Origin of the sequence: Neorhizobium descurainiae, assembly GCF_051400715.1 — a bacterium.
In the GTDB taxonomy this organism is placed as follows: domain Bacteria; phylum Pseudomonadota; class Alphaproteobacteria; order Rhizobiales; family Rhizobiaceae; genus Neorhizobium.
The window spans coordinates 177,899-197,905 of record NZ_JBLFFK010000006.1; the positions used below are offsets into that span (position 1 = coordinate 177,899).

Below are 20,007 nucleotides of genomic sequence, written 5' to 3' on the forward strand. Positions count from 1 at the left end.
TCCGATCAGTCCTTCTCGCGGGCCGGCAATACGCCGATTTCCGAAAGCCAGGCCGGAGCCGACCGGCACCAGACCTGCCGCTGCGGCTTCACGTCCATCCGCTGGTCGATGCTGCCCCAGCGGATGCCCCAGATCTTCGAGGCTTCGCCCTCGCCGTTGACGAAGAGCTGCGAGCCGCATTCGGGGCAGAAATATTGCTGGCGCACCCGTCCGCTATCGGCCACGCGTTTGTACATCCTGGGTTCGCCGGTCATTTTCAGGTCGCTGTCCGGCACGACGGCCGTCACGCGGAAGGGCGAGCCGGTCAGCTTCTGGCAATCGCTGCAATGGCAGATCACCACCCGCTGCGGATCGAGTTCGGCCTCGTAGGTCACGTGACCGCAATGGCAGCCGCCGGTGATGTGCATGCTCTTCCTCCTCAATAAACTTACAAAGCGGCGCGGACGGCCTCCACGATCTGCGCGACGCGCGGATCCTGCCGATGACCCGGCTTGCGGGCCCTGACCAGGCAGGCCTCGGATTTCAGGATCACCCCATCCGACAGGATCTTCAAGTGGTTCGCCCGAAGCGTCGAACCGGTCGAGGTGATGTCGACGATGATATCCGCCTGGCCGGCGGCCGGCGCACCTTCGGTGGCGCCGAGGCTCTCGACGATGCGGTAGAGCTGGATGCCATGGTTCTCCGAAAAGAACTGCTGGGTCAGCCGCCAGTATTTCGTGGCGATCTGCAGACGGCGGCCGTGCCGGGCGCGGAAGTCGGCCGCCACGTCGCCGAGATCGGCCATCGTCTCCACGTCGAGCCAGATTTCCGGCACCGCGACCACGACATCCGCCTGGCCGAAGCCCAGCCGGGCGCAGAATTCGACCTTCTGGTCGGCGCCCGCCATGCCCTCGCGCACGAGGTCTTCCCCGGTGACGCCGAAATCGGCGGCGCCGCTCGCGAGTTCCCGGGCGATTTCCGAGGCCGAGAGATAGGCGATTTCGACGCCCTCGATCTCCTCGATGCGGCCACGATAGGAACGGTCGTTGCCGACCGCGGAGATCGCCAGTCCCGCCCGGTCGAAGACCGCGGCGGTGTCTTCCTTGATGCGGCCCTTGGACGGCAGGGCAATCGTGATGGTGCTCATGACTGCGCCCTCGCCGTTTCAATCCTGTCGAGCCAGAGCGAGAAGCCGACTGCGGGAATATGGTCCTTCGCCCCAAGCAGCGTCAGCAGCCGGTCGAAACGCCCGCCGCCGGCCAGAACCGCGGGCGAGCCCGCTTCCGTCACCTCGAAGACGAGACCGGTATAATAATCGAGCGGACGGCCGAAGGCGGCGCGATAGGTCATGGCGGAAAGATCGGCGCCGGCATTGGCAAGTGCCGCCAGCCGCGCATCGAAAAGCGCGATCGCCGGCCCGAGCTTCAGGTCGGCCGCATCGGCAAAGCCTGCCAGCGCCGCGGGAGCTTCCGCGAGCGGCAGCCTGAGCGTCAGGAATTCGCGCAGCAGGAGAAGCGCGCTGCCATCGAGCCGCGTCTCGGCAAGCTCCAGCTTCTCCTTGAGCCGCCTCGCGATCTCGGCCGGGGAGCGGCTGGCGTTCGTCGAATAACCCGTCTCCTGCATGGTGCGGTCGATGCGCGCCACCAGCTCCGCCTCGTTGCCCGAGGCGATGAGCGCGGCAATCTCGGCATCGAGGCCCGCGACGGGCTGCGGCCTGGCAAGCCGTTCGAGCAGCGCTTCCAGATGCGCCATGTCGCCGAAGGCATGGATCAGCCGCCGCTGCCAGCCGAAGGGCAGGCCGAGCGCCCTGACGACGGCTTCGAACACCGCCTGGTCGCCAAGCGTCACCTCGATCTTCCGGCCCGGCAGCAGCGCCTTCAGGATACCGGTCGCGTCACCGACGGCGCGTGCATCGGCGCTGGCGATGTCCTTGTCGCCCAGGTCCTCGATGCCGGCCTGGTAGAATTCGTGGGCCCCCTCGCGGCGCTGGCGGAACACCTCGCCGAGATAGGAATAGCGCTTCGGCGTTCCCGTCGCCGTCTCTATATGGCGCAGACAGACGGGGATGGTGAATTCCGGCCGCAGGCAGAGATTGGCGCCCGTCTCGCTTTCCGTCAGGAAGATGCGCCGGCGCAGGTCTTCCCCCGCCATGTCGAGGAAGGGTTCTGCCGGCTGGATGACGGGCGTGTTCACCCGCTCCGTCCGCCGCGCGGCGAATTCGTCGAGAAGATCCGCGGAGAAGTCGGGCATGTCGATCAGAGGCATGGGGTGCCTCCCGAGGAAAGTCCCCTCCCCAACCCCTCCCCACAGGGGGGAGGGGCCAACCCGCGGTCCCCGGCGAGCACCACCGGAGGCACTCCCAAAGGTGCGAACCTCGATGCGGGCAGGACGGCGCGGCGCAAAGCCCCTCCCCCCTGTGGGGAGAGGTTGGGGAGGGGTCTACGACTACACATCCTTCGCCCTTCTGCGATCCTCGGCCTGGGCGGCAAGGATCTCCTTCACCTTGGCGACCAAATCCGCCTCGGGAACCGTCTCCTGCGCCACACGCGCTTCGCGCCAGGCCGCGTTGTCCTCGATCTCGCCGGACAAGCGCTTGCCCTCGATCAGGTCCTTGATCTGCACGACGCCCTGCGCCCGCTCGTCGCCGCCCTGGATGATGGCGATCGGGCATCCGCGGCGGTCGGCATATTTCAGCTGGTTGCCGAACTTCTTCCAGTTGCCCTGATACATTTCGGCACGGATGCCTTCGGCCCTGAGCTGTTGGGTGAAGCGCTGGTAGCGGCCCATGCTCTCGACATCGCCATCCATGACCGTCACGAGAACCGGGGCGAGCGCCTCGTCCTGGCCGAGCTTGCCGAGGTTCTTCAGCGCCGTCATCAAGCGGGAGACGCCGATCGAGAAACCAGTCGCCGGCACCGGCTGGCCCATGAAGCGCGACACGAGGCCGTCGTAACGCCCGCCGCCGCCGACCGAACCGAAGACGACCTTCTCGCCCTTCTCGTTGGTGACGTCGAAGAGAAGTTCAGCTTCGAAGACCGGACCGGTGTAATATTCGAGACCACGGACGACGGAGGGATCGATCTTGATACGGTCTGGGCCGTAGCCGGCGCCCGTAGCAAGCGCGCCGATCGTGTTCAGCTCGTCGACGCCTTCGCTGCCCTGTGCGGTGCCAGCGACCAGTTGGCCGAGCTCCGCAGCGCTTTGGTCATAGTCCTTGATGCCGACGAAGAAGAGCACTTTTTCGATCTGTCCCGGGCCAAGCCCCGCACCCTTCGTAAAGTCGCCGGACTCGTCCTTGCGGCCTTCACCGAGCAGGAGGCGGACACCTTCCGGGCCGAACTTGTCGAGCTTGTCGATGGCGCGGAGCACGTTCAGGCGCTGGCTCGCCTTGTCGTCGCCGCCGAGGCCGATGGCTTCCATGACACCATCCAGAACCTTGCGGTTGTTGACGCGGATCACGTAGTCGCCGCGCCTGATACCCAATGCCTCAAGCGTGTCGGCCATCATCATGCACATTTCAGCATCGGCCTGGACGCCCGGCGCGCCGACGGTGTCGGCATCGAACTGCATGAACTGGCGGAAACGGCCCGGACCCGGCTTCTCGTTGCGGAAGACGTAACCGGCGCGGTAGGTGCGGTAGGGAAGCTGGATCTCGTTGAAATTCTCCGCAACATGGCGGGCGAGCGGCGCCGTCAGGTCGTAGCGCAGGCTCATCCACTGGTCGTCGTCATCCGTGAGGGAGAACACGCCCTCGTTCGGACGGTCGCTGTCGGGCAGGAATTTGCCGAGTGCATCGGTATATTCGAAAAGCGGCGTCTCCACCGGGTCGAAGCCGTAGCGCTCGTAGACCTCGCGGATCTTGCCTATCATCTCGTCGGTGGCATGGATATCGGCGCTGGTGCGATCGACGAAGCCGCGCGGCAGGCGGGCCTTCAGTTTCTGGGGCTTCTTGTTCTTGTCGTTCATGATCGAAATTCCATTGCCGACGGCCGGAAGAGGCCGGATTTGTGAGCGGTTTCTTAGAGGATCGAGACCGGAGCGGCAAGGGCGGCGGCTGGTGAAGAATATAGCGGGATGCTATATATCCATCCAAAGAAAGGGCTGAGGCCATGAACAAGCGCGTCACGATCGAAATGCCGGAGGAAATGCACGAACTGATTGCCGAATATGCTGCGCAAGTGGGCTCTGAACCCAGCGCCTATATGAAGGATGTCCTCGAACAGCATCTGGAAGACCTTCACGATATCGCGCTGGCGGAAGCGGCTATGGACCGGATTCGCAGTGGAAAAGACAAAATCATAAGCGCTGAGGAATTCTGGCGTGGCATGGACGATTGATTATAACCAGGCCGCTCGGAAACCAGTCAAAAAACTCGATCCCACCACCCGCAAACGCATTCGGGAATTTTTGGATCAAAGGCTCGCATCACTTCCAGACCCTCGGCAACTCGGGCCACCTTTAAAAGGCTCCGAACTCGGAGAATATTGGCGCTATCGTGTCGGCGACTATCGCATCATCTGCGATATCCAGGATCAACGGCTCGTCGTGCTGGTGATCGAAATCGGCCATCGGCGAGAGGTCTATCGCTGATCCGTGCTTATGGCGAGCTCGGCCGGGATTGTCAGGGGGTGCACCATGTCATCGCCCTGCAATCATCATCCCGTGATTTTCCGGCGGTTGATTTCGGCGCAGACCGTCGTAGATTTCAAACCATGTCGCGTTTCGCCGCCCTTCTGATGGTTTTCGCCTGGCTCCTTTACGGGGCCATGCCGGTTGTCGCCATGCCCCTGGCACCGGCAGCGGTCGAGCGGTCGGAGACGGTGGCCCAGGATCATGCGCCGCATCACGGAAAGCACGACCACGGCAAGCCGGCCGAAACGGCCAAGGCCGCACATGTCCATGGCGATGCGCAGCAGCCCTGTCCGCATGGCGCCAAGAGCTGCATCGCGCCGTTCTGCGCCGCCTGCCTGACGCTGCTCCCCGACATCGCGATCAGCGGCGAGGACCGGTTCGCACACGGCTATCCGGCGCCCGCCATCGATCAGGCGCTTGTTCCGCCCGCCACGGCGCCGCTGACGCCGCCTCCCCGCGCCTGACGGAACCCGTTCACGTCAACAATCATATTTCCATCGGACACGGGAAAGGAACACCATGTCTGCGAAAACCATTCTCATTACCACCGCCCTTTCGCTTCTCGTCGCAGGCCCGCTCGCCGCGCAGGAGATGAAGGGACACGACCATTCCGCCATGCAGACGGGCGGCAGCCCGTCCACCAAGGGTTTCGAAGAGGCGAACGCCAAGATGCACAAGGACATGGCGATCGACTATTCCGGCGATCCGGATGTCGATTTCGTCCGCAGCATGATCCCGCATCACCAGGGCGCGATCGACATGGCGCGCGTCGAGCTCGAACACGGCAAGGATCCCGAATTGCGCAAGCTTGCGGAAGCCGTCATCAAGGCGCAGGAGGCGGAGATCGCCGAAATGCAGGCCTGGCTGAAGGCACACGGCAAGTAACAACGGCTAACAACAACGCGCCGGGCAGGCCTGACCGCTTGCCCGGCGTCCTGTTATCCGCCATATCAGCCGATGGAGGCAATTGATCCATGCGCCCGATTACCGCCATCGGCTTCGATGCCGACGACACGCTCTGGCAGAACGAGCAATATTACCGGTTGACGGAAGAGCATTTCGCACAGCTTCTCGGCGAATTCGCAGAGGGCGCGCATATCTCCGAGCGCCTGTTGGAGGCCGAAAAGCGCAACCTCGCCCATTACGGTTTCGGCATCAAAGGGTTCACGCTGTCGATGATCGAGACGGCGATCGAGATCACCAACGGCAAGGTGCCGGCGAAGACGATCAGCGACATCCTCGATATCGGCCGAGAGCTGCTGCGCCATCCGGTCGAGACCCTGCCGCATGTGGAGGAGACGCTGGAAGCGCTGAACGGCGAATACCTTCTCGTGCTGATCACCAAGGGCGACCTCTTCGACCAGGAGCGCAAGCTCGCGCAATCCGGCCTCGGCGATTTCTTCGACGCGGTGGAGATCGTCAGCGACAAGAACGCCACGACCTATCGCCACATCTTCTCGAAGGTCGCAGACGGGCCGGAACGGGCGATGATGGTCGGCAATTCGCTGAAATCCGACATCGTGCCGGCGATCGCCGCGGGAAGCTACGGCGTCTTCGTGCCGCACGCGCTGACCTGGGTGATCGAGCATGTGGACGCGCCGACCGATACGCCGCGCTTCCGCCAGATCGAGCATCTGGGGGAACTTTCCGACGTGATCCGTCAGATCACGGACGGCGGAACTTCAGCCTGAGCTCTTCGACTTCGGAGCGGCAGAAGCAGCCGTCGAGATGGTCGTTGACGAGACCCATGGCCTGCATGAAGGCATAGACGGTGGTCGGACCGACAAAGGTCCAGCCGCGCTTCTTCAGCGCTTTCGAGAGCAGGACGGAAACCGGCGTCGTCGGATTGGCACGGAGGGTTTCGAGATCCATCGCCTCAGGCCGCTCATGTGGCCCGGGCTCGAAGCCCCAGAAGAACTTGGCGAGCGAGCCGAACTCATCCCGCAATTCGATGGCGCGGGCGGCGTTGTTGATCGTCGAGACGATCTTGCCGCGATGGCGGATGATGCCGGCGTCGGCGAGCAGCCGGGCGACATCCTCCTCGCCGAAGCGGGCCACCTTCTCGAAATCGAAGCCGGCGAAGGCGGCGCGGAAATTCTCGCGCTTCCTTAAAATCGTCAGCCAGGAAAGGCCGGACTGGAAACCTTCCAGGCAGATCTTCTCGAAGAGGCGGAAGTCGTCCGTCACCGGGCAGCCCCATTCCTCGTCGTGATAACGGCGGTAATCCTCCAGCCCGCCATGCCAGAAGCAGCGGCCCCTGCCGTCCTCGCCGATGATGATTCCCGCTTTTTCCATTCCCGAATCTCTTCAAATTTCTGGCGTTAACCGCTTTTCCACCTGCTTTAGCACTGGTCAACCATGTTCCGAAACCCACCGGTAACCCTGCCAAAAGGTTTATGGGCCGAACGGATTGCGATGTTCCACCCGTTTACCATTCGCTTTCACCTCGCGCTCAACGATGACGGTCGAAACGGATGCCAGCCTATTTCCAGGCGTCCGGCCGGTGATTTGTAACGCGTGGACCCGATCATGAAGAAAACCCTGTTCCTGGCGCTCAGCCTTGCGGCCGCCCTTTGCGGCGGCGCCCTTGCGAACGACCGCTATCGCGAGCGGCCGCCCGTCATCGTCAGCCCCGATCTTGCCGCCCCCTGGGTGATGCAGCTTGCCGGACAGAACGCTCGCCCGGTCGTCTATCCGCGCCAGGCGGCAGAGCCGCGCCCCGTCTACCGGCAGCGCGCATATCAGCAGCGGGAACCGCGGGCGGTCCAGCGCCGCGGCATCCTCGACCAGGATCGCGCCCAGCCGGTCGCCATGCGGCCGCAGCCGATCCGCAGCCGGATCGAGCCGCAATTCCTGCCGCAGACGGTCGCCTACGAGACCAGGGAAAAGCCCGGCACGATCGTCATCGACACCAACAACCGCTTTCTCTATCTGGTGACCGGCGACGGCCAGGCCCGCCGCTACGGCGTGGGCGTCGGCAAGCCGGGCTTCGAATGGGCCGGCGAGCACAGGGTGACCCGCAAGGCCGAGTGGCCTTCCTGGACGCCGCCGAAGGAGATGATCGCGCGAGAGGCCGCCAAGGGCCACTACCTGCCGGCCCGCATGGACGGCGGTCCGGAAAACCCGCTCGGCGCGCGCGCCATGTATCTCGGCTCGACGCTCTACCGCATCCACGGCACCAACGCCCCCTGGACGATCGGCAGCGCCGTCTCCTCCGGCTGCATCCGCATGCGCAACGAGGACGTCGTCGACCTCTACGAACGCGTCAACGTCGGCACCAAGGTGATCGTGATGTAACCTCCGCAACGGCAGGAAGTGAGGCGGCAAGGACACAGTCCTCCCCCCTTCCTGCCATCACATCCCATTTATTCCGCCTGCTGCATCTTGCTTTGGCGATGGAGTCGGCTAGCCTCCCTCATCCTTAAATTGAAGAGGGACTTCGGGAATGAGGAGAGGCAGGATCCTCGCAATGGCCATGGGGATGGCCGGAGCGATCTTTCTAAACGCCGGACATGCAAGCGCGATCGGCCCGGCCGCACCTGGTATCGAGCGCCCGGCAAGCGACGTCACGCTGGTGGCGCAACCCAGGGAAGTGCCGGAGAAATACAAGCGCCGCGTCGTGCGTTTCTCGACGGCCGAAAAGCCGGGCACGATCATCGTCGATACCAACAACAAATTCCTTTATTACGTCGAAGGTCCAAACCGGGCGACCCGCTACGGCATCGGCGTCGGCCGCGAAGGCTTCGGCTGGTCCGGCGTGGTGAATGTCGGCCGCAAGGAGGAATGGCCCTCCTGGAGGCCGCCGGCCGAGATGCGCGCCCGCGAAGCCCGCGCCGGCCGCATCCTGCCCGTGGTGCAGGAAGGCGGCATCGACAACCCGCTCGGCGCCCGCGCGCTCTATCTCTACAAGGGCGGCCGCGACACCATCTTCCGCATCCACGGCACCAACCAGCCCTGGACGATCGGTCTCAACATGTCGTCCGGCTGCATCCGCATGATGAACAAGGACGTGGAGCATCTCTACGCCCGCGCCGGCATCGGCGCCAAGGTGATCGTCATCGGCCCCGGCAACCGCCAGGGCAAGGTGAGCTACGAAGATCGCGGCGTCGACATCTTCCGTACGATTTTCGGCGGCTAAGAAGAACTGTTTCGTCCGCGGGCCAGCGCCGCCCGCGGACGGCGCCTTCACATGCGTGTCGCAAACCCGGTCTATCCGAGGAAACTCTCTTCTCAGCTCGGGCCGATTCATGCGCAAACTCCTTTCGCTCTCCCTGGTTTCCACAGCGCTGACAGCGATCGCCGGTCTCGCACCGGCTCAAGCCGCCGATCCCACGACGGCCGAAGCGCTGTATGCCGCTCCGGTTCAGACCGGCGGATGGGAAATCTCCGCTTACGGCGGCTATCAGACCGCGCCGCACAGCGACGTCGAAGTGTCCGGCATGGCCGATTTCACGGCGGGCTGGGAAGGCAAATCCTTCTCCTCGCCGCCCTATTGGGGTGTCCGAGGCACCTACTGGTTCGGCGGCGGCGCGCTCTCGAACTGGGGAATCTCGCTCGACTATACCCATGCCAAGGTCTATGCGGACGACGACACCCTGACGGAAACCGGCTGGTCGCATTTCGAATTCACCGACGGTTTGAACCTGCTGACGGTCAACGCGCTCTACAAGTTCCCGATCGAGGGCACCAGAATCGCCCCTTATGTCGGCGCGGGTGTCGGCATCAACATTCCGCATGTGGAAGTGACCCGCGGCAGCGGCCGCACCTTCGACTACCAGTTCGGCGGCCCGACCGTCCAAGTCCAGGCGGGTGTCCGCTACGAGTTCACGGATAGCTGGTCGGCCTTTGCCGAATACAAGGGCAACTATTCCTGGATCGACGTGGACATCGACAGCGGCGACACGCTGAAGACCAACATTCTCACCAATGCCGTCAATTTCGGTGTGTCCTACAAGTTCTGAGGTCTGAGACCTGGCGAACGATGGGGCCGGCGCAACCGCCGGCTTTTTATCCGGCAGCCAGCTTTTCCGGCTTCGGGCCGCCATAGGCCCAATCGAGCAGCTCGACCGTGTGCAGGATCGGGATCGCCGTACCCGACGCGATCTGGGTGATGCAGCCGATGTTGCCGGTGGCGATGACATCGGGCTTGGTGGCCTCGATGTTTTTCACCTTGCGGGCCTTGAGCTGCGCGGAAATCTCCGGCTGCAGGATGTTGTAGGTTCCGGCCGAACCGCAGCAGAGATGGCCTTCCGCCGGATCGCGGACGGTGAAGCCCGCAGCCTTCAAGAGGTTCTTCGGGGCCATCGTGATCTTCTGGCCGTGCTGCATCGAACAGGCCGAGTGATAGGCGACGTTGAGCCGCCGCGGCTCCAGCTTCGGCAGGTCGAGGCCGACAAGATATTCGGTGATGTCTCTGGCGAGGCCGGAGACCCTTGCCGCCTTTTCCGCATAGGCCGGATCGAGGCGGAGCATATGCCCATAATCCTTGATCGTCGTGCCGCAGCCCGACGCGGTGATGATGATGGCATCGAGCCCGCCCTTCTCGATCTCACGCGTCCAGACATCCACATTGCGGCGGGCGAAATCGAGCGCCTCACCTTCACGTCCCATATGATGCACCAGCGCGCCGCAGCAACCCTCCCCCTCCGGCACCACCACCTCGATGCCGAGCCGGGCGAGAAGCCGCAGCGTCGCCTCGTTGATGCCCGGATCGAGGACCGGCTGGGCGCAGCCGGAGAGAATGGCGACGCGGCCGCGCTTCTGTGCCCCGGCCGGCCGGGTGCCGGGTTTTGCGGCATCGGAGAACCGGGCTGCGGACTTTGGCGCCAAATCGAGCATCGCACCGAGCGGCTTGAGGGCGGGGACCCGCTTCAACAGCGCCGCGAAAGGACGGCCGAGCCTGGCGAAACCGAGCGCCGTCCGGAAGCGCGCCGGATAGGGCAGCACGGCGGCGAGCAGGTTGCGGATCAGCCGGTCGGGCAGCGAGCGCCTGTAGGTGTTTTCGATATGGATGCGGGCGTGGTCGACCAGGTGCATGTAATCGACGCCGGAGGGACAGGTCGTGACGCAGGCAAGGCAGGAGAGGCAGCGGTCGATATGGGTGACGACCTCCTCATCCGCCGGGCGGCCGTTCTCCAGCATGTCCTTGATGAGATAGATGCGGCCGCGCGGGCTGTCGAGCTCGTTGCCGAGCGTCACATAGGTGGGACAGGTGGCCGTGCAGAAACCGCAATGCACGCAGCGGCGCAGGATCTTTTCGGATTCCGCCACCTGCGGATCGGCAAGCTGTGCGGGCGTGAAGGAGGTTTGCATCAGAAAGCTCCCTCTGCCGTCGCGGCCGCATGCCTCCTTCTGGTCTGCCGGCCATCTCCCCCACGCGAATCGATCCTGCCCCTCATCCGGCTACCGCCACCTTCTCCCCGTCTTGACGGGGAGAAGGGATATGCCGCGCCGGTTTCCGCTCCCTCAAGGATTGCGTTTGGCAGGTCCCCTCTCCCCGCTTGCGGGGAGAGGGCTAGGGTGAGGGGCAAATCAAAAAGTTCCATAATCATCACCCCATCTTGCCCGGAGAAAAAATGCCGGCCGGGTCGAGTTTCTGTTTCACCCGCGCCGAAAGGGCGGCGACAGCATCCGGCAGCGGTTCGAAGGCAGGCGTTTCGGCCCGTACCGCATCGGACGCACGCATGAGCGTCGCGTGACCGCCGCCGAGCGCGCGGATATAGCGGCGCAGAAGTTCCGTTTCCGGGTCGGCCTCCATGCGCATCCATACGAGCCCGCCCTGCCAGTCGTAAAAGGCATCGATTCCCGCTTCGAGCCGCAGCGCCGCGACGAGCTGGTGTCCCGCGGAAGGGGCGACCGAAACGCGCCAGAGCGGCTTTTGCGTTCCGTCGGCATAGGGATGGACGTCGCGGATCTCCCGCCAGAGCTCCTTGCTCTCTTCCAGGCCGAGCCGATAGACCGGACCGAACGCTTCCATTACGGCGGTGAGCTTTTCCGCCCGCACGGCGACGGAAGCGGCAAGGCCTTCCAGGCGGAGAACTGTCGCCTCCCCCTCCGGCAGGGCACCTGCGAGGAAGCGGCCTTTGACGCTTGCCGGCAGGTGCGCTGCACCCGAAACCTCGACCGGCAGCGCCATTGCGGCTGCCATGGCCTTGGCGGCGGCGGCATCGTCGAGCCCGGAGATGACGATCGTCTCCGCCGTCTGCGGCACCGGCAGCACCCGGAAGGTCACTTCGGTCAGAAAGCCGAGCGTGCCGTGCGAGCCGGCGAGCAGCTTCGTCAGGTCAAGGCCCGTGACGTTCTTCATCACCCGCCCGCCCGCGCGGATCGCCTGGCCCTGTCCGTTGATGAACCGGATGCCGAGAAGGCTGTCGCGCGCCGCACCCGCCACGAAGCGGCGCGGGCCGGAGACGTTCGCCGCGAACACGCCGCCGATTGTCGGCTCGCCAAAGGACGCCCCATGCGTTCCCATGATGCCGCGATGATCCATCGGCTCGAAGGCCATCATCTGCCTGTTTTCGGCAAGGATCGCCTCAATTTCGGCGACCAGCGTGCCGGCTCTTGCCGTCATCACCATTTCCGCCGGCCCGTAGTCGACGATGCCGGTGAGGCTCCGGGAGCTCAGCGTCTCGGCGGCATCCACGGCATTGCCGAAACCGGCGCGCGTGCCGCCGCCGCAGGGCGCAAGCCTTTTACCCTCACTCGCGGCATTGCGGATGATATAGGCGGCATCCACTTCGGAAGTCGGTATCAGCATCCGATACCCCCCTCTGCCTCAACGACGGCGGAAGAAGCGGTGTACATCGAACTCACGCTCTCCCCTCCAGCGGGAAGACCTTCGAGGGGTTCAATATCCAGCCCTCGTCGAAGGCGGAGCGCACCGCCATCTGCTGGGCAAGGTCCGCGTCGGAATACTGGTGCCGCATCAGGTCGCGCTTCTCGATGCCGACGCCGTGCTCGCCGGTCAGACAGCCGCCCGCATCGACACAGAGCTTCAATATCTCGTTTCCGGCCTCCTCCGCCTTTGCCGCATCGGCCGGATCGTTGGCGTTGAAGAGGATCAGCGGGTGCATGTTGCCGTCGCCCGCGTGGAAGACGTTCGCGACCCGCAGCCCGAAACGCTCGACGATCTCGGCGGTCTTGTTCAGCACGTAGGGGAGCTTGCCGAGCGGCACCGTGCCGTCCATGCAGATGTAGTCGGCGATGCGGCCGGTGGCGCCGAAGGCCGACTTGCGGCCCTTCCAGATGAGCGCCGCTTCCGCCGCCGACTGGCTCTCGCGCACGGTCTTCACGCCGTGACGGCGGGCGATCTCGACGATGCTCGCCAGCATCGCGTCCATTTCGGCATCCGAGCCTTCCACCTCGACGATCAGCAACGCGCCGACATCGAGCGGATAACCTGCCTGGGCGAAGGCCTCGCAGATCTCGATCGCCGGCTTGTCCATGAACTCGATAGCCACGGGAATGATGCCGGAGCCGATGATATCCGCCACACAGGCGCCCGCCTCCTCCGAGGTCTCGAAGCCGAAGAGGACCGGGCGCGCGCCTTCCGGCTTGGCGATCAGCCGAACGGTCGCCTCGGTGACGATGCCGAGCTGGCCTTCCGACCCGCAGACGAGGCCGAGCAGGTCGTAGCCCGCCGCATCCAGATGCTTGCCGCCGAGCTCGATCACCGTGCCGTCGACGAGAACCATCCTGACGCCGAGCAGGTTGTTGGTGGTGACGCCGTATTTCAGACAATGCGCGCCGCCGGAATTCATGCCGATATTGCCGCCGATCGTGCAGGCAAGCTGCGAGCTCGGGTCCGGCGCATAGAAGAAACCGTCGATGCCGACCGTCTCCGAAATGCTGAGATTCGTGACGCCGGCCTGGACGGTCGCGGTGCGGTTGGCGTAGTCCACCTCCAGGATGCGCGACATCTTGGAAAGGCCGAGCACGATCGCATCCTCCTGGGGAATGGCGCCGCCGGAAAGAGACGTGCCCGCACCGCGCGGCACGACCGGAATGCCGTAGCGGTGACAGTATTTCATCACCGCCGCCACCTGCGCCGTCGTCCGCGGCAGGGCAACCGCAAGCGGCAGCCGGCGGTAGGAGATAAACGCATCCGTCTCGAAGGGGACAAGCTCGCGCGCCTCGTGCACGAGACAGTCTTCCGGCAGGAGATCGGCGAGATCGGCAACGATCGCCGCCCGTCGCGAAAGCACCGCCTGGCGCGGCGGCAGAAAGCGAATGGCTTCGGACACGGCAACCTCCCTTCGTTCCCACAAGATCAGGACCTGGAGCAGCCCGTTCTCATCCTCATCCTATTCCACGATCCCGCCGATGCTTCAACTTTCTTTGTCGCTTCTGTCGCAATCAGGCCATGCAAGTTCGCGATGTCGCTATAAGATGAACAGGTGTGCAATTTAGCAGTTGACCTTAAGCGGGCCTGAGCGAGAATAAGGTCGGCCCCGGCGACCCCTCCCGCGATGATTCTTGTTCAAAACGGTTGTGCTTAGCTCGTTAAGCTCCAGATAATTCCTATATTAGTAAAATAACAGCAACTCGGAGGTATCGCAGAAATTGGGCTTCATGGATCGGGTTACCAGCAATCTTCGGTTGATGCTGCAGAGGCCGCCGCGGCAGCAATATGCTGCGCTGTGCTACCGGATCAAAAAGAAGCAGGGACAGATCGAGGTTCTTCTCGCCACCAGCCGGGACACCGGCCGCTGGGTTATCCCCAAGGGCTGGCCGATGGCGGGCAAGAAAGCCCATCAGGTGGCCGAACGCGAAGCCTTCGAGGAAGTCGGCGTCAAGGGCAAGGTCGAGAAGGAGCCGCTCGGCTATTACCACTACCGAAAGACGCTGGACAACGGCCTGAAGATTCCCGTGCGGGTGCAGGTGCATGCGCTCGAAGTGGACGAATGCCTCAAGAGCTTTCCCGAAAAGGGTTCGAGGACGCTCGAATGGGTTTCCTGCGAGGAAGCGGCCATGCGCGTCAACGAACCGGAACTGAAGATCCTCTTTTTGCAGTTCGGCGAAAAAATGCAGCCGCGCACGCCGCCGCAACCCATCAAGGCGGCGAGCTGAACATCTTCACAATTCTGCAATATTGCCTTCGCGACCTGTTGCTATTAGGCCGTGGGCGATAATTTCTTCCGCAAGGCAGAGACGGCCGGCTGTCGATCTCGCGCCTGACTTTCTCTACCCAAGGACGGAGATATGGGCCAAAGACGGCCGCGCCTGGCAAAACCGACGCTCGACAAGGATTTGGAAAAATTCTCCACGGTGGAGGAAGCCACGCGGCAGATGTCGCGCCGGCTTGCCGCACCCGGCACGGCGCTGCTTTTCATCATCCTGGTCGCGATCTTCGCGGCATCCTATGTGACGGGCAAGCCCGGCGCCGTGGTCGTCATCGCCGCCTCGGGGCTTGCCGCCTACATGGCGATGAACATCGGCGCCAACGACGTGACCAACAATATCGGCGCGGCGGTCGGGGCGCGTGCGATGACCATGGCCTTCGGCCTCGGGCTTGCAGCCGTCTTCGAAGTGGCAGGCGCGGTGATCGCCGGCCGGGGCGTCGCCAATACGATCGCCAACGGCATCATGCAGAGCGGCATGATCGCCAGTCCCGACATATTGATATGGGCGATGATGGCGGCCCTGCTCTCGGCTGCCGTCCTCATCAACGTCGCGACCTGGGCCGGCGCGCCGATTTCCACCACCCATTCCATCGTCGGCGGCGTCATGGGCGCCGGGATCGCGGCCGCCGGCCTTTCCGCCGTCAATTGGGGGACGATCGCCGGCATTACCGCGAGCTGGGTCTTCTCGCCGATCCTCGGGGCAGTCATCGCCGCAGCCTTCCTCTTCTTCGTCAAGGAAACTATCATCTACCGCGAGGACAAGATCGCCGCGGCAAAGAAATGGGTACCGGTGCTGATCGGCATCATGACCGGCGCCTTTGCCGGCTTCCTTTCGCTGATCGGGCTCGGGCAGCTTTTCGTCGTCTCGGCGCCTGTCGCGACGCTGATCGCCTTTGCAACGGGCCTGATCGCCTGGCGGGCGCTCGTTCCGGTCATCGCCCGGCAGGCGGAAGGGCTTGAAAACCGCAACCAGTCGCTGCGGACACTCTTCCGGATCCCGCTCGTCTTTTCCGCGGCGCTGCTTTCCTTCGCACATGGCGCCAACGACGTATCCAACGCGATCGGGCCGCTTGCCGCTATCGTCTCGGCGGCGCAGCACGGCGTTTCCGCCGGCGTCCGCGTTCCGCTCTGGGAACTGGTGATCGGAGGGCTCGGCATTTCGCTCGGCCTGCTGCTCTACGGGCCGAAGCTCGTCAGGCTCGTGGGCGCGGAGATCACCAAGCTCAACCCGATGCGGGCCTATTGCGTGTCGCTTTCGACCGCGCTCACCGTCATTGTCGCCTCGTGGATCGGACTGCCGGTTTCCTCGACCCATATCGCCGTCGGCGCCGTGTTCGGCGTCGGATTCTTCCGCGAATGGTACACCCGCCATTCCCGCCGCCGCTTCGAATATATGCGCATACGGGCAGGCAAGGAGATCGACACGACGGAACCGTTCGAGCGCAACGACGAGGAGCTCAAGCGCCGCTACCTTGTGCGGCGGTCGCATTTCCTGAGCATCATCGCGGCCTGGATGATCACGCTTCCGGCCGCCGCCGCTCTTGCGGCGCTGATTGCGACGGCTATGTTCGCGCTGTTCGTCTGAACCGGATCATACGGGGAGCTCCATGCGCGCCAATTTCCGCATGCAAAGGCTGTTCATCGATGCGCCGCTCGGCCCCGGCGCACGGCATGACGTATCGTCCGAGCAGTTCAACTATCTCGCCAACGTGCTCCGGATGGAGGAAGGCGCCGAAATCCTCGTCTTCAACGGCCACGAGGGTGAATGGACGGCGAGGCTTACTTATCCGAGCCGCAAGAAGATCGCCCTCGAAACGGTCGAACAGACGCGGCCGCAGCCGCCGGCCTCCGATCTGCACTATCTTTTCGCGCCGCTGAAAACGGGCCGGCTCGACTATCTCGTCCAGAAGGCGGTGGAAATGGGTGCGGGTCTTCTGCAGCCCGTCATGACCCAGCACGTGCAGGGCAGGATCACCAGCCTGGAGCGGCTGCAGGCGAACGCCGTCGAGGCGGCGGAGCAGTGCGGCATCCTGTCGATCCCCGACGTCCTGCCGCCGACGAAGCTCACCGATCTGCTCGACCGCTGGCCGGCGGACCGGCGCCTCATCTTCTGCGACGAAGGCGACGAGGGGCAGAACCCGCTGCCGATCCTTTCCGCCATCAAGGAGAGGAAACTGGCCCTGCTCGTCGGTCCCGAAGGCGGGTTTTCGGAAGAGGAAAGAACCACGTTGCGGTCACTGCCTTTCGTGACCGCAATCCCCCTCGGCCCCCGGATTTTGAGGGCGGACACGGCGGCGGTCGCGGCACTCGCCGTCATCCAGTCAGCAATCGGAGACTGGCATTGATTGCGCCTGCGGCACAGGCTTCGAATTTCTGAAGGGATTTTGAAAGAAATTCACTTGCACTGCACGGCAATCCGGTTCAAGCAGCGAGCCGAACGGTCCGTTCGAGCATGACATTCCCAGCAAGGTAACATTCATGGCCCGTGACACCACCGACCAGACACCGCTCTCCTCGGTGTCCGAGCTTTCCGCCTACCTGGAAAAGGGGCCGCGGCCGAAAGAACAGTTCCGCATCGGCACCGAACACGAGAAGTTCGCCTTTTTCCGGGCAGACCACAGTCCCGTCCCCTATTTCGGCGATGCCAGCATTTCCGCTCTCCTGAAGGGCATGCAGGAAAAGCTCGGCTGGGAGCCTATCATGGACGGCGAGAACATCATCGGGCTCGGGGAACGGTCCGGCATGGGCGCGATCTCCATCGAGCCCGGCGGCCAGTTCGAGCTTTCCGGCGCGCCGGTCGAGACCATCCACGACACCTGTCGGGAATCGAACCAGCATCTGGCGGTCCTCAAGGAGATCGCCGAGCCGATGGGCATCCGCTTTCTCGGCATCGGCGGCAGTCCGAAATGGTCCTTCGCGGAAACGCCGCGCATGCCGAAATCCCGCTACGGGATCATGACGCGCTACATGCCGAAGGTCGGCTCCAAGGGCCTCGACATGATGTACCGCACCTGCACGATCCAGGTGAACCTCGACTTCTCCTCGGAAGAGGACATGGCGGCCAAAATGCGGGTCTCGATGAAGCTGCAGCCGGTCGCGACCGCGCTCTTCGCCTCCTCGCCCTTTACCGAAGGCAAGCCGAATGGCCTGCTCTCCTGGCGCGGCGACATCTGGCGCGACACCGACAATCAGCGGTCCGGCATCCTGCCCTTCGTCTTCAACCAGGACTTCGGCTTCAAGGATTACGCCGAATGGGCGCTGGACGTGCCGATGTATTTCGTCGTGCGCGACGGCAAATACCACGACTGCACGCATGTCACATTCCGCCAGTTCATGAACGGCGCGCTGAAGGGCGAGATCAAGGACTGGGAGCCTACGATGGGCGACTGGACCAACCATCTCTCCACCCTCTTTCCCGACGTGCGGCTAAAACGCTTTCTGGAAATGCGCGGCGCCGACGGAGGCCCGTGGCGGCGCATCTGTGCGCTGCCGGCCTTCTGGGTCGGCCTGCTCTACGACGATGCGGCGCTTGCCGATGCCGAGGCCCTGACCAGGGACTGGACCTTCGAGGACGTGACCGCCATGCGGGATGCCGTGCCGGCGAAGGGCCTCCAGGCAGAAATCAGGGGCAAGGCCGTATTCGACGTCGCCCGTGACGTGGTGGCGATCTCGAAGGCGGGCCTCAAGGCCCGCAACCGCCTAAACGGCGACGGGCAGGACGAGAGCGTCTTCCTGCAGCCGCTCGCGGAAGTGCTCGCCAAGAAGGCGACCATGGCGGAAGACATGCTGGCGCTCTATCACGGCCGCTGGAACGGTTCCGTCGAGCCGGTCTTCGAGGAATATCAGTATTGAGGGGTTGAGACCGGTTCTGAAAAACCGGTTTCCGTCAACGACTTTCCGGATATAGTGTCTTCACGCCAAGACCGGAAAGGATCTTCCATGCTGCCGCTGTTCGACATGATGCTCAGGGCCCAGAACGGTGCAGGCATGGAGGCGATCGCCAAGCAGCTCGACTTGGCGCAGGACCAGGCGACGCAGGCCATGGCGGCGCTGATGCCCGCCTTCTCCTCCGGCTTCAAGCGAACCGCCACCAATCCCTACGACCTGACCGCCCTGATGAGCAGCATGTTCTCCGGCGCCTATGCCAAATATTTCGAGGACATGACCAAGGCCTTCACGCCGCAGGGCGTTGCCGACGGCAACGCCGTTCTCGAAAAGCTGTTCGGCTCCAAGGACGTCTCCCGCGCCATCGCCCAGCAGGCCGAGCAGTTCACCGGCATCGGCCAGGAAATCTTCAAGAAGATGATGCCGGCCATGGCCGATACGCTGATGGGCGGCCTCTTCAAGCAGATGACCGGGCAGATGCCCGCCGCCAACGAGGCCTTTGCCGCCTCCCCCATGGGCCAGATGACGCAGCAATGGCTGGAGAGCATGGGCCTGCAGCCGAAGGCCAAACCGCAGCAGGCGACAGCCAACCCGTTCGACAATCCCTTCGCCCAGGCCATGCGCTCCATGTGGGGGCTGGACAAGCCGGAACAGCCGCAGCCCCCGAGCAGCAATCCCTTTGCCGACAATCCTTTCGCCAAGGCCTTCCAGGACATGATGGCGGGCGCCTTCTCCGGGCAGCAGACCGCAGCCTCTCCCTCCGAAAAGCCGAAGGAAAAGCCGGCGCCCGAGCCAAATCCCTATCGCGACGTGCTGAACAGCATGTTCGACAGCGGGCTGGAGGTGCAGAAAACCTATCAGAAGAACATGGAAGCGGTCTTCGACACGTTGCGCAACGGCACGGGCGGCAAGCCCTCCCCGACCGAGACCGCCAAATAACTCTCGTACAAAGAAAAAAGCCCGGCGCGGATCGACCGGGCCGGGCAAGCGGCAGGGCTATTGGCTATCACCCTGCGGGGAAAAGGTATTCGAAACGCTCAGCGGTTGGCGGGTCTCGCAAAGCGGGTGCGCGCCCGTTGGCGGGCGGCGCGCGACAGAAGCAGCGACGGATCTTCCAGAACGCCCGAATGATTGAGCGCCTTCACCACATCATGCCGTGTGATGCCGATATCGTTGAGCTGGCGGTCGTCGAGATCATGGAGGCGATTGGACGCCAGACGATTGCGAAAGGCACGCCATACGGATTTCGTTCGCAGCATCACGAAGGCCAGACGGCCTTCCGTGCCGCGCCTTTCGTGAACGAGATCGAGATCGGTTCCGCATTCGGTCGTGCTCATCGGACTATCCTTTCATCAGGCACGAGTTCGGCCGCCCCTTCCGCGGAGGTCCG

At 63.8% G+C, this 20,007-nt stretch carries 22 protein-coding genes; 13 read left to right on the top strand and 9 right to left on the bottom strand.

Going from position 1 to position 20,007, the window contains the following annotated elements; translation table 11 throughout:
• Positions 1 to 5 precede the first annotated feature (5 nt).
• From ACMGE0_RS13470 to hisS, 4 genes are all read right to left on the bottom strand, one after another.
• Positions 6 to 407, bottom strand: coding sequence for a GFA family protein (locus ACMGE0_RS13470; protein WP_436816363.1), 402 nt, complete (start codon positions 405 to 407; stop codon positions 6 to 8).
• Between the two features lie 20 nt (positions 408 to 427).
• Positions 428 to 1,126: an ATP phosphoribosyltransferase gene (hisG, locus tag ACMGE0_RS13475; protein ID WP_436816364.1), complete on the bottom strand. Its 699-nt coding sequence runs from the start codon at positions 1,124 to 1,126 to the stop codon at positions 428 to 430.
• The gene (locus ACMGE0_RS13480; RefSeq protein WP_436816365.1) at positions 1,123 to 2,244 is read right to left on the bottom strand and encodes an ATP phosphoribosyltransferase regulatory subunit; all 1,122 of its coding nucleotides are present in this window, start codon (positions 2,242 to 2,244) and stop codon (positions 1,123 to 1,125) included. The genes hisG and ACMGE0_RS13480 overlap by 4 nt, the downstream gene beginning before the upstream one ends.
• 180 nt (positions 2,245 to 2,424) lie before the next feature.
• Entirely contained in the window at positions 2,425 to 3,945 is a 1,521-nt protein-coding gene (gene hisS / locus ACMGE0_RS13485) for a histidine--tRNA ligase (RefSeq protein ID WP_436816366.1), read from the bottom strand.
• A 143-nt stretch (positions 3,946 to 4,088) separates the two neighbouring features.
• Between hisS and relB the strand changes: the two genes are divergently transcribed.
• From relB to ACMGE0_RS13510, 5 genes are all read left to right on the top strand, one after another.
• The gene (relB, locus tag ACMGE0_RS13490; RefSeq protein WP_436816367.1) at positions 4,089 to 4,316 is read left to right on the top strand and encodes a type II toxin-antitoxin system RelB family antitoxin; all 228 of its coding nucleotides are present in this window, start codon (positions 4,089 to 4,091) and stop codon (positions 4,314 to 4,316) included.
• The gene (locus tag ACMGE0_RS13495; protein ID WP_436816368.1) at positions 4,300 to 4,569 is read left to right on the top strand and encodes a type II toxin-antitoxin system RelE family toxin; all 270 of its coding nucleotides are present in this window, start codon (positions 4,300 to 4,302) and stop codon (positions 4,567 to 4,569) included. Before relB ends, ACMGE0_RS13495 begins: the two co-directional genes overlap by 17 nt.
• A 122-nt stretch (positions 4,570 to 4,691) precedes the next feature.
• Positions 4,692 to 5,075, top strand: a complete 384-nt coding sequence (locus ACMGE0_RS13500; RefSeq protein WP_436816369.1) for a hypothetical protein — start codon at positions 4,692 to 4,694, stop codon at positions 5,073 to 5,075.
• 55 nt (positions 5,076 to 5,130) lie between these two features.
• Positions 5,131 to 5,496 (top strand): CopM family metallochaperone, encoded by a 366-nt coding sequence (gene copM / locus ACMGE0_RS13505; protein ID WP_436816370.1) that lies wholly within the window; start codon positions 5,131 to 5,133, stop codon positions 5,494 to 5,496.
• Positions 5,497 to 5,585: 89 nt separating this feature from the next.
• On the top strand, positions 5,586 to 6,302 hold the full coding sequence (locus ACMGE0_RS13510; protein WP_436816371.1) for an HAD family hydrolase: 717 nt from the start codon (positions 5,586 to 5,588) through the stop codon (positions 6,300 to 6,302).
• Here ACMGE0_RS13510 and ACMGE0_RS13515 read toward each other — a convergent pair.
• Entirely contained in the window at positions 6,277 to 6,906 is a 630-nt protein-coding gene (locus ACMGE0_RS13515; protein ID WP_436816372.1) for a DNA-3-methyladenine glycosylase I, read from the bottom strand. The two genes, ACMGE0_RS13510 and ACMGE0_RS13515, sit on opposite strands and share 26 nt — an antisense overlap.
• 231 nt (positions 6,907 to 7,137) lie before the next feature.
• Here ACMGE0_RS13515 and ACMGE0_RS13520 point away from each other — a divergent pair, with 231 nt between their 5' ends.
• The 3 genes from ACMGE0_RS13520 (at position 7,138) to ACMGE0_RS13530 (ending at position 9,572) form a co-directional block, all read left to right on the top strand.
• Complete coding sequence (locus ACMGE0_RS13520) at positions 7,138 to 7,908, top strand: L,D-transpeptidase (RefSeq protein WP_436816472.1); 771 nt, start codon at positions 7,138 to 7,140, stop codon at positions 7,906 to 7,908.
• A gap of 148 nt (positions 7,909 to 8,056) precedes the next feature.
• Positions 8,057 to 8,749 (top strand): L,D-transpeptidase, encoded by a 693-nt coding sequence (locus tag ACMGE0_RS13525; protein WP_436816373.1) that lies wholly within the window; start codon positions 8,057 to 8,059, stop codon positions 8,747 to 8,749.
• A gap of 109 nt (positions 8,750 to 8,858) precedes the next feature.
• A complete protein-coding gene (locus ACMGE0_RS13530) occupies positions 8,859 to 9,572 on the top strand; it encodes an outer membrane protein (RefSeq protein WP_436816374.1) in 714 nt (237 codons plus the stop codon).
• Between the two features lie 46 nt (positions 9,573 to 9,618).
• Here the strand turns inward: ACMGE0_RS13530 and glcF are convergent, their stop codons facing one another.
• The 3 genes from glcF to ACMGE0_RS13545 form a co-directional block, all read right to left on the bottom strand.
• The gene (glcF, locus tag ACMGE0_RS13535; RefSeq protein ID WP_436816375.1) at positions 9,619 to 10,923 is read right to left on the bottom strand and encodes a glycolate oxidase subunit GlcF; all 1,305 of its coding nucleotides are present in this window, start codon (positions 10,921 to 10,923) and stop codon (positions 9,619 to 9,621) included.
• Between the two features lie 238 nt (positions 10,924 to 11,161).
• The gene (locus ACMGE0_RS13540; RefSeq protein WP_436816376.1) at positions 11,162 to 12,367 is read right to left on the bottom strand and encodes an FAD-binding protein; all 1,206 of its coding nucleotides are present in this window, start codon (positions 12,365 to 12,367) and stop codon (positions 11,162 to 11,164) included.
• Between the two features lie 52 nt (positions 12,368 to 12,419).
• A complete protein-coding gene (locus ACMGE0_RS13545; protein WP_436816377.1) occupies positions 12,420 to 13,853 on the bottom strand; it encodes an FAD-linked oxidase C-terminal domain-containing protein in 1,434 nt (477 codons plus the stop codon).
• 319 nt (positions 13,854 to 14,172) lie between these two features.
• Here ACMGE0_RS13545 and ACMGE0_RS13550 point away from each other — a divergent pair, with 319 nt between their 5' ends.
• The 5 genes from ACMGE0_RS13550 (at position 14,173) to ACMGE0_RS13570 (ending at position 19,556) form a co-directional block, all read left to right on the top strand.
• A complete protein-coding gene (locus ACMGE0_RS13550; RefSeq protein WP_436816378.1) occupies positions 14,173 to 14,679 on the top strand; it encodes an NUDIX hydrolase in 507 nt (168 codons plus the stop codon).
• 132 nt (positions 14,680 to 14,811) lie between these two features.
• Positions 14,812 to 16,317 (top strand): inorganic phosphate transporter, encoded by a 1,506-nt coding sequence (locus tag ACMGE0_RS13555; RefSeq protein ID WP_436816379.1) that lies wholly within the window; start codon positions 14,812 to 14,814, stop codon positions 16,315 to 16,317.
• A 22-nt stretch (positions 16,318 to 16,339) separates the two neighbouring features.
• Positions 16,340 to 17,077: a 16S rRNA (uracil(1498)-N(3))-methyltransferase gene (locus tag ACMGE0_RS13560; protein WP_436816380.1), complete on the top strand. Its 738-nt coding sequence runs from the start codon at positions 16,340 to 16,342 to the stop codon at positions 17,075 to 17,077.
• Between the two features lie 133 nt (positions 17,078 to 17,210).
• On the top strand, positions 17,211 to 18,584 hold the full coding sequence (locus ACMGE0_RS13565) for a glutamate--cysteine ligase (protein WP_436816381.1): 1,374 nt from the start codon (positions 17,211 to 17,213) through the stop codon (positions 18,582 to 18,584).
• 87 nt (positions 18,585 to 18,671) lie between these two features.
• Entirely contained in the window at positions 18,672 to 19,556 is an 885-nt protein-coding gene (locus tag ACMGE0_RS13570) for a DUF937 domain-containing protein (RefSeq protein WP_436816382.1), read from the top strand.
• 98 nt (positions 19,557 to 19,654) lie between these two features.
• On the opposite strand, the gene ACMGE0_RS13575 is transcribed toward ACMGE0_RS13570, so the two are convergent.
• Positions 19,655 to 19,954: a YjiS-like domain-containing protein gene (locus tag ACMGE0_RS13575; RefSeq protein ID WP_436816383.1), complete on the bottom strand. Its 300-nt coding sequence runs from the start codon at positions 19,952 to 19,954 to the stop codon at positions 19,655 to 19,657.
• Positions 19,955 to 20,007: the final 53 nt, after the last annotated feature.

Excerpts from the sequence above, each read along its gene's own strand:
- ACMGE0_RS13570 (WP_436816382.1), top strand. The coding sequence starts at position 18,672 with ATGCTGCCGCTGTTCGACATGATGCTCAGGGCCCAGAACGGTGCAGGC.
- ACMGE0_RS13530 (WP_436816374.1), top strand. The coding sequence starts at position 8,859 with ATGCGCAAACTCCTTTCGCTCTCCCTGGTTTCCACAGCGCTGACAGCG.
- relB (WP_436816367.1), top strand. The coding sequence starts at position 4,089 with ATGAACAAGCGCGTCACGATCGAAATGCCGGAGGAAATGCACGAACTG.
- ACMGE0_RS13575 (WP_436816383.1), bottom strand. The coding sequence starts at position 19,954 with ATGAGCACGACCGAATGCGGAACCGATCTCGATCTCGTTCACGAAAGG.
- ACMGE0_RS13470 (WP_436816363.1), bottom strand. The coding sequence starts at position 407 with ATGCACATCACCGGCGGCTGCCATTGCGGTCACGTGACCTACGAGGCC.
- ACMGE0_RS13480 (WP_436816365.1), bottom strand. The coding sequence starts at position 2,244 with ATGCCTCTGATCGACATGCCCGACTTCTCCGCGGATCTTCTCGACGAA.
- ACMGE0_RS13560 (WP_436816380.1), top strand. The coding sequence starts at position 16,340 with ATGCGCGCCAATTTCCGCATGCAAAGGCTGTTCATCGATGCGCCGCTC.
- glcF (WP_436816375.1), bottom strand. The coding sequence starts at position 10,923 with ATGCAAACCTCCTTCACGCCCGCACAGCTTGCCGATCCGCAGGTGGCG.
- copM (WP_436816370.1), top strand. The coding sequence starts at position 5,131 with ATGTCTGCGAAAACCATTCTCATTACCACCGCCCTTTCGCTTCTCGTC.
- ACMGE0_RS13500 (WP_436816369.1), top strand. The coding sequence starts at position 4,692 with ATGTCGCGTTTCGCCGCCCTTCTGATGGTTTTCGCCTGGCTCCTTTAC.
- ACMGE0_RS13510 (WP_436816371.1), top strand. The coding sequence starts at position 5,586 with ATGCGCCCGATTACCGCCATCGGCTTCGATGCCGACGACACGCTCTGG.
- hisG (WP_436816364.1), bottom strand. The coding sequence starts at position 1,126 with ATGAGCACCATCACGATTGCCCTGCCGTCCAAGGGCCGCATCAAGGAA.
- ACMGE0_RS13540 (WP_436816376.1), bottom strand. The coding sequence starts at position 12,367 with ATGCTGATACCGACTTCCGAAGTGGATGCCGCCTATATCATCCGCAAT.
- ACMGE0_RS13515 (WP_436816372.1), bottom strand. The coding sequence starts at position 6,906 with ATGGAAAAAGCGGGAATCATCATCGGCGAGGACGGCAGGGGCCGCTGC.
- ACMGE0_RS13565 (WP_436816381.1), top strand. The coding sequence starts at position 17,211 with ATGGCCCGTGACACCACCGACCAGACACCGCTCTCCTCGGTGTCCGAG.
- hisS (WP_436816366.1), bottom strand. The coding sequence starts at position 3,945 with ATGAACGACAAGAACAAGAAGCCCCAGAAACTGAAGGCCCGCCTGCCG.
- ACMGE0_RS13555 (WP_436816379.1), top strand. The coding sequence starts at position 14,812 with ATGGGCCAAAGACGGCCGCGCCTGGCAAAACCGACGCTCGACAAGGAT.
- ACMGE0_RS13525 (WP_436816373.1), top strand. The coding sequence starts at position 8,057 with ATGAGGAGAGGCAGGATCCTCGCAATGGCCATGGGGATGGCCGGAGCG.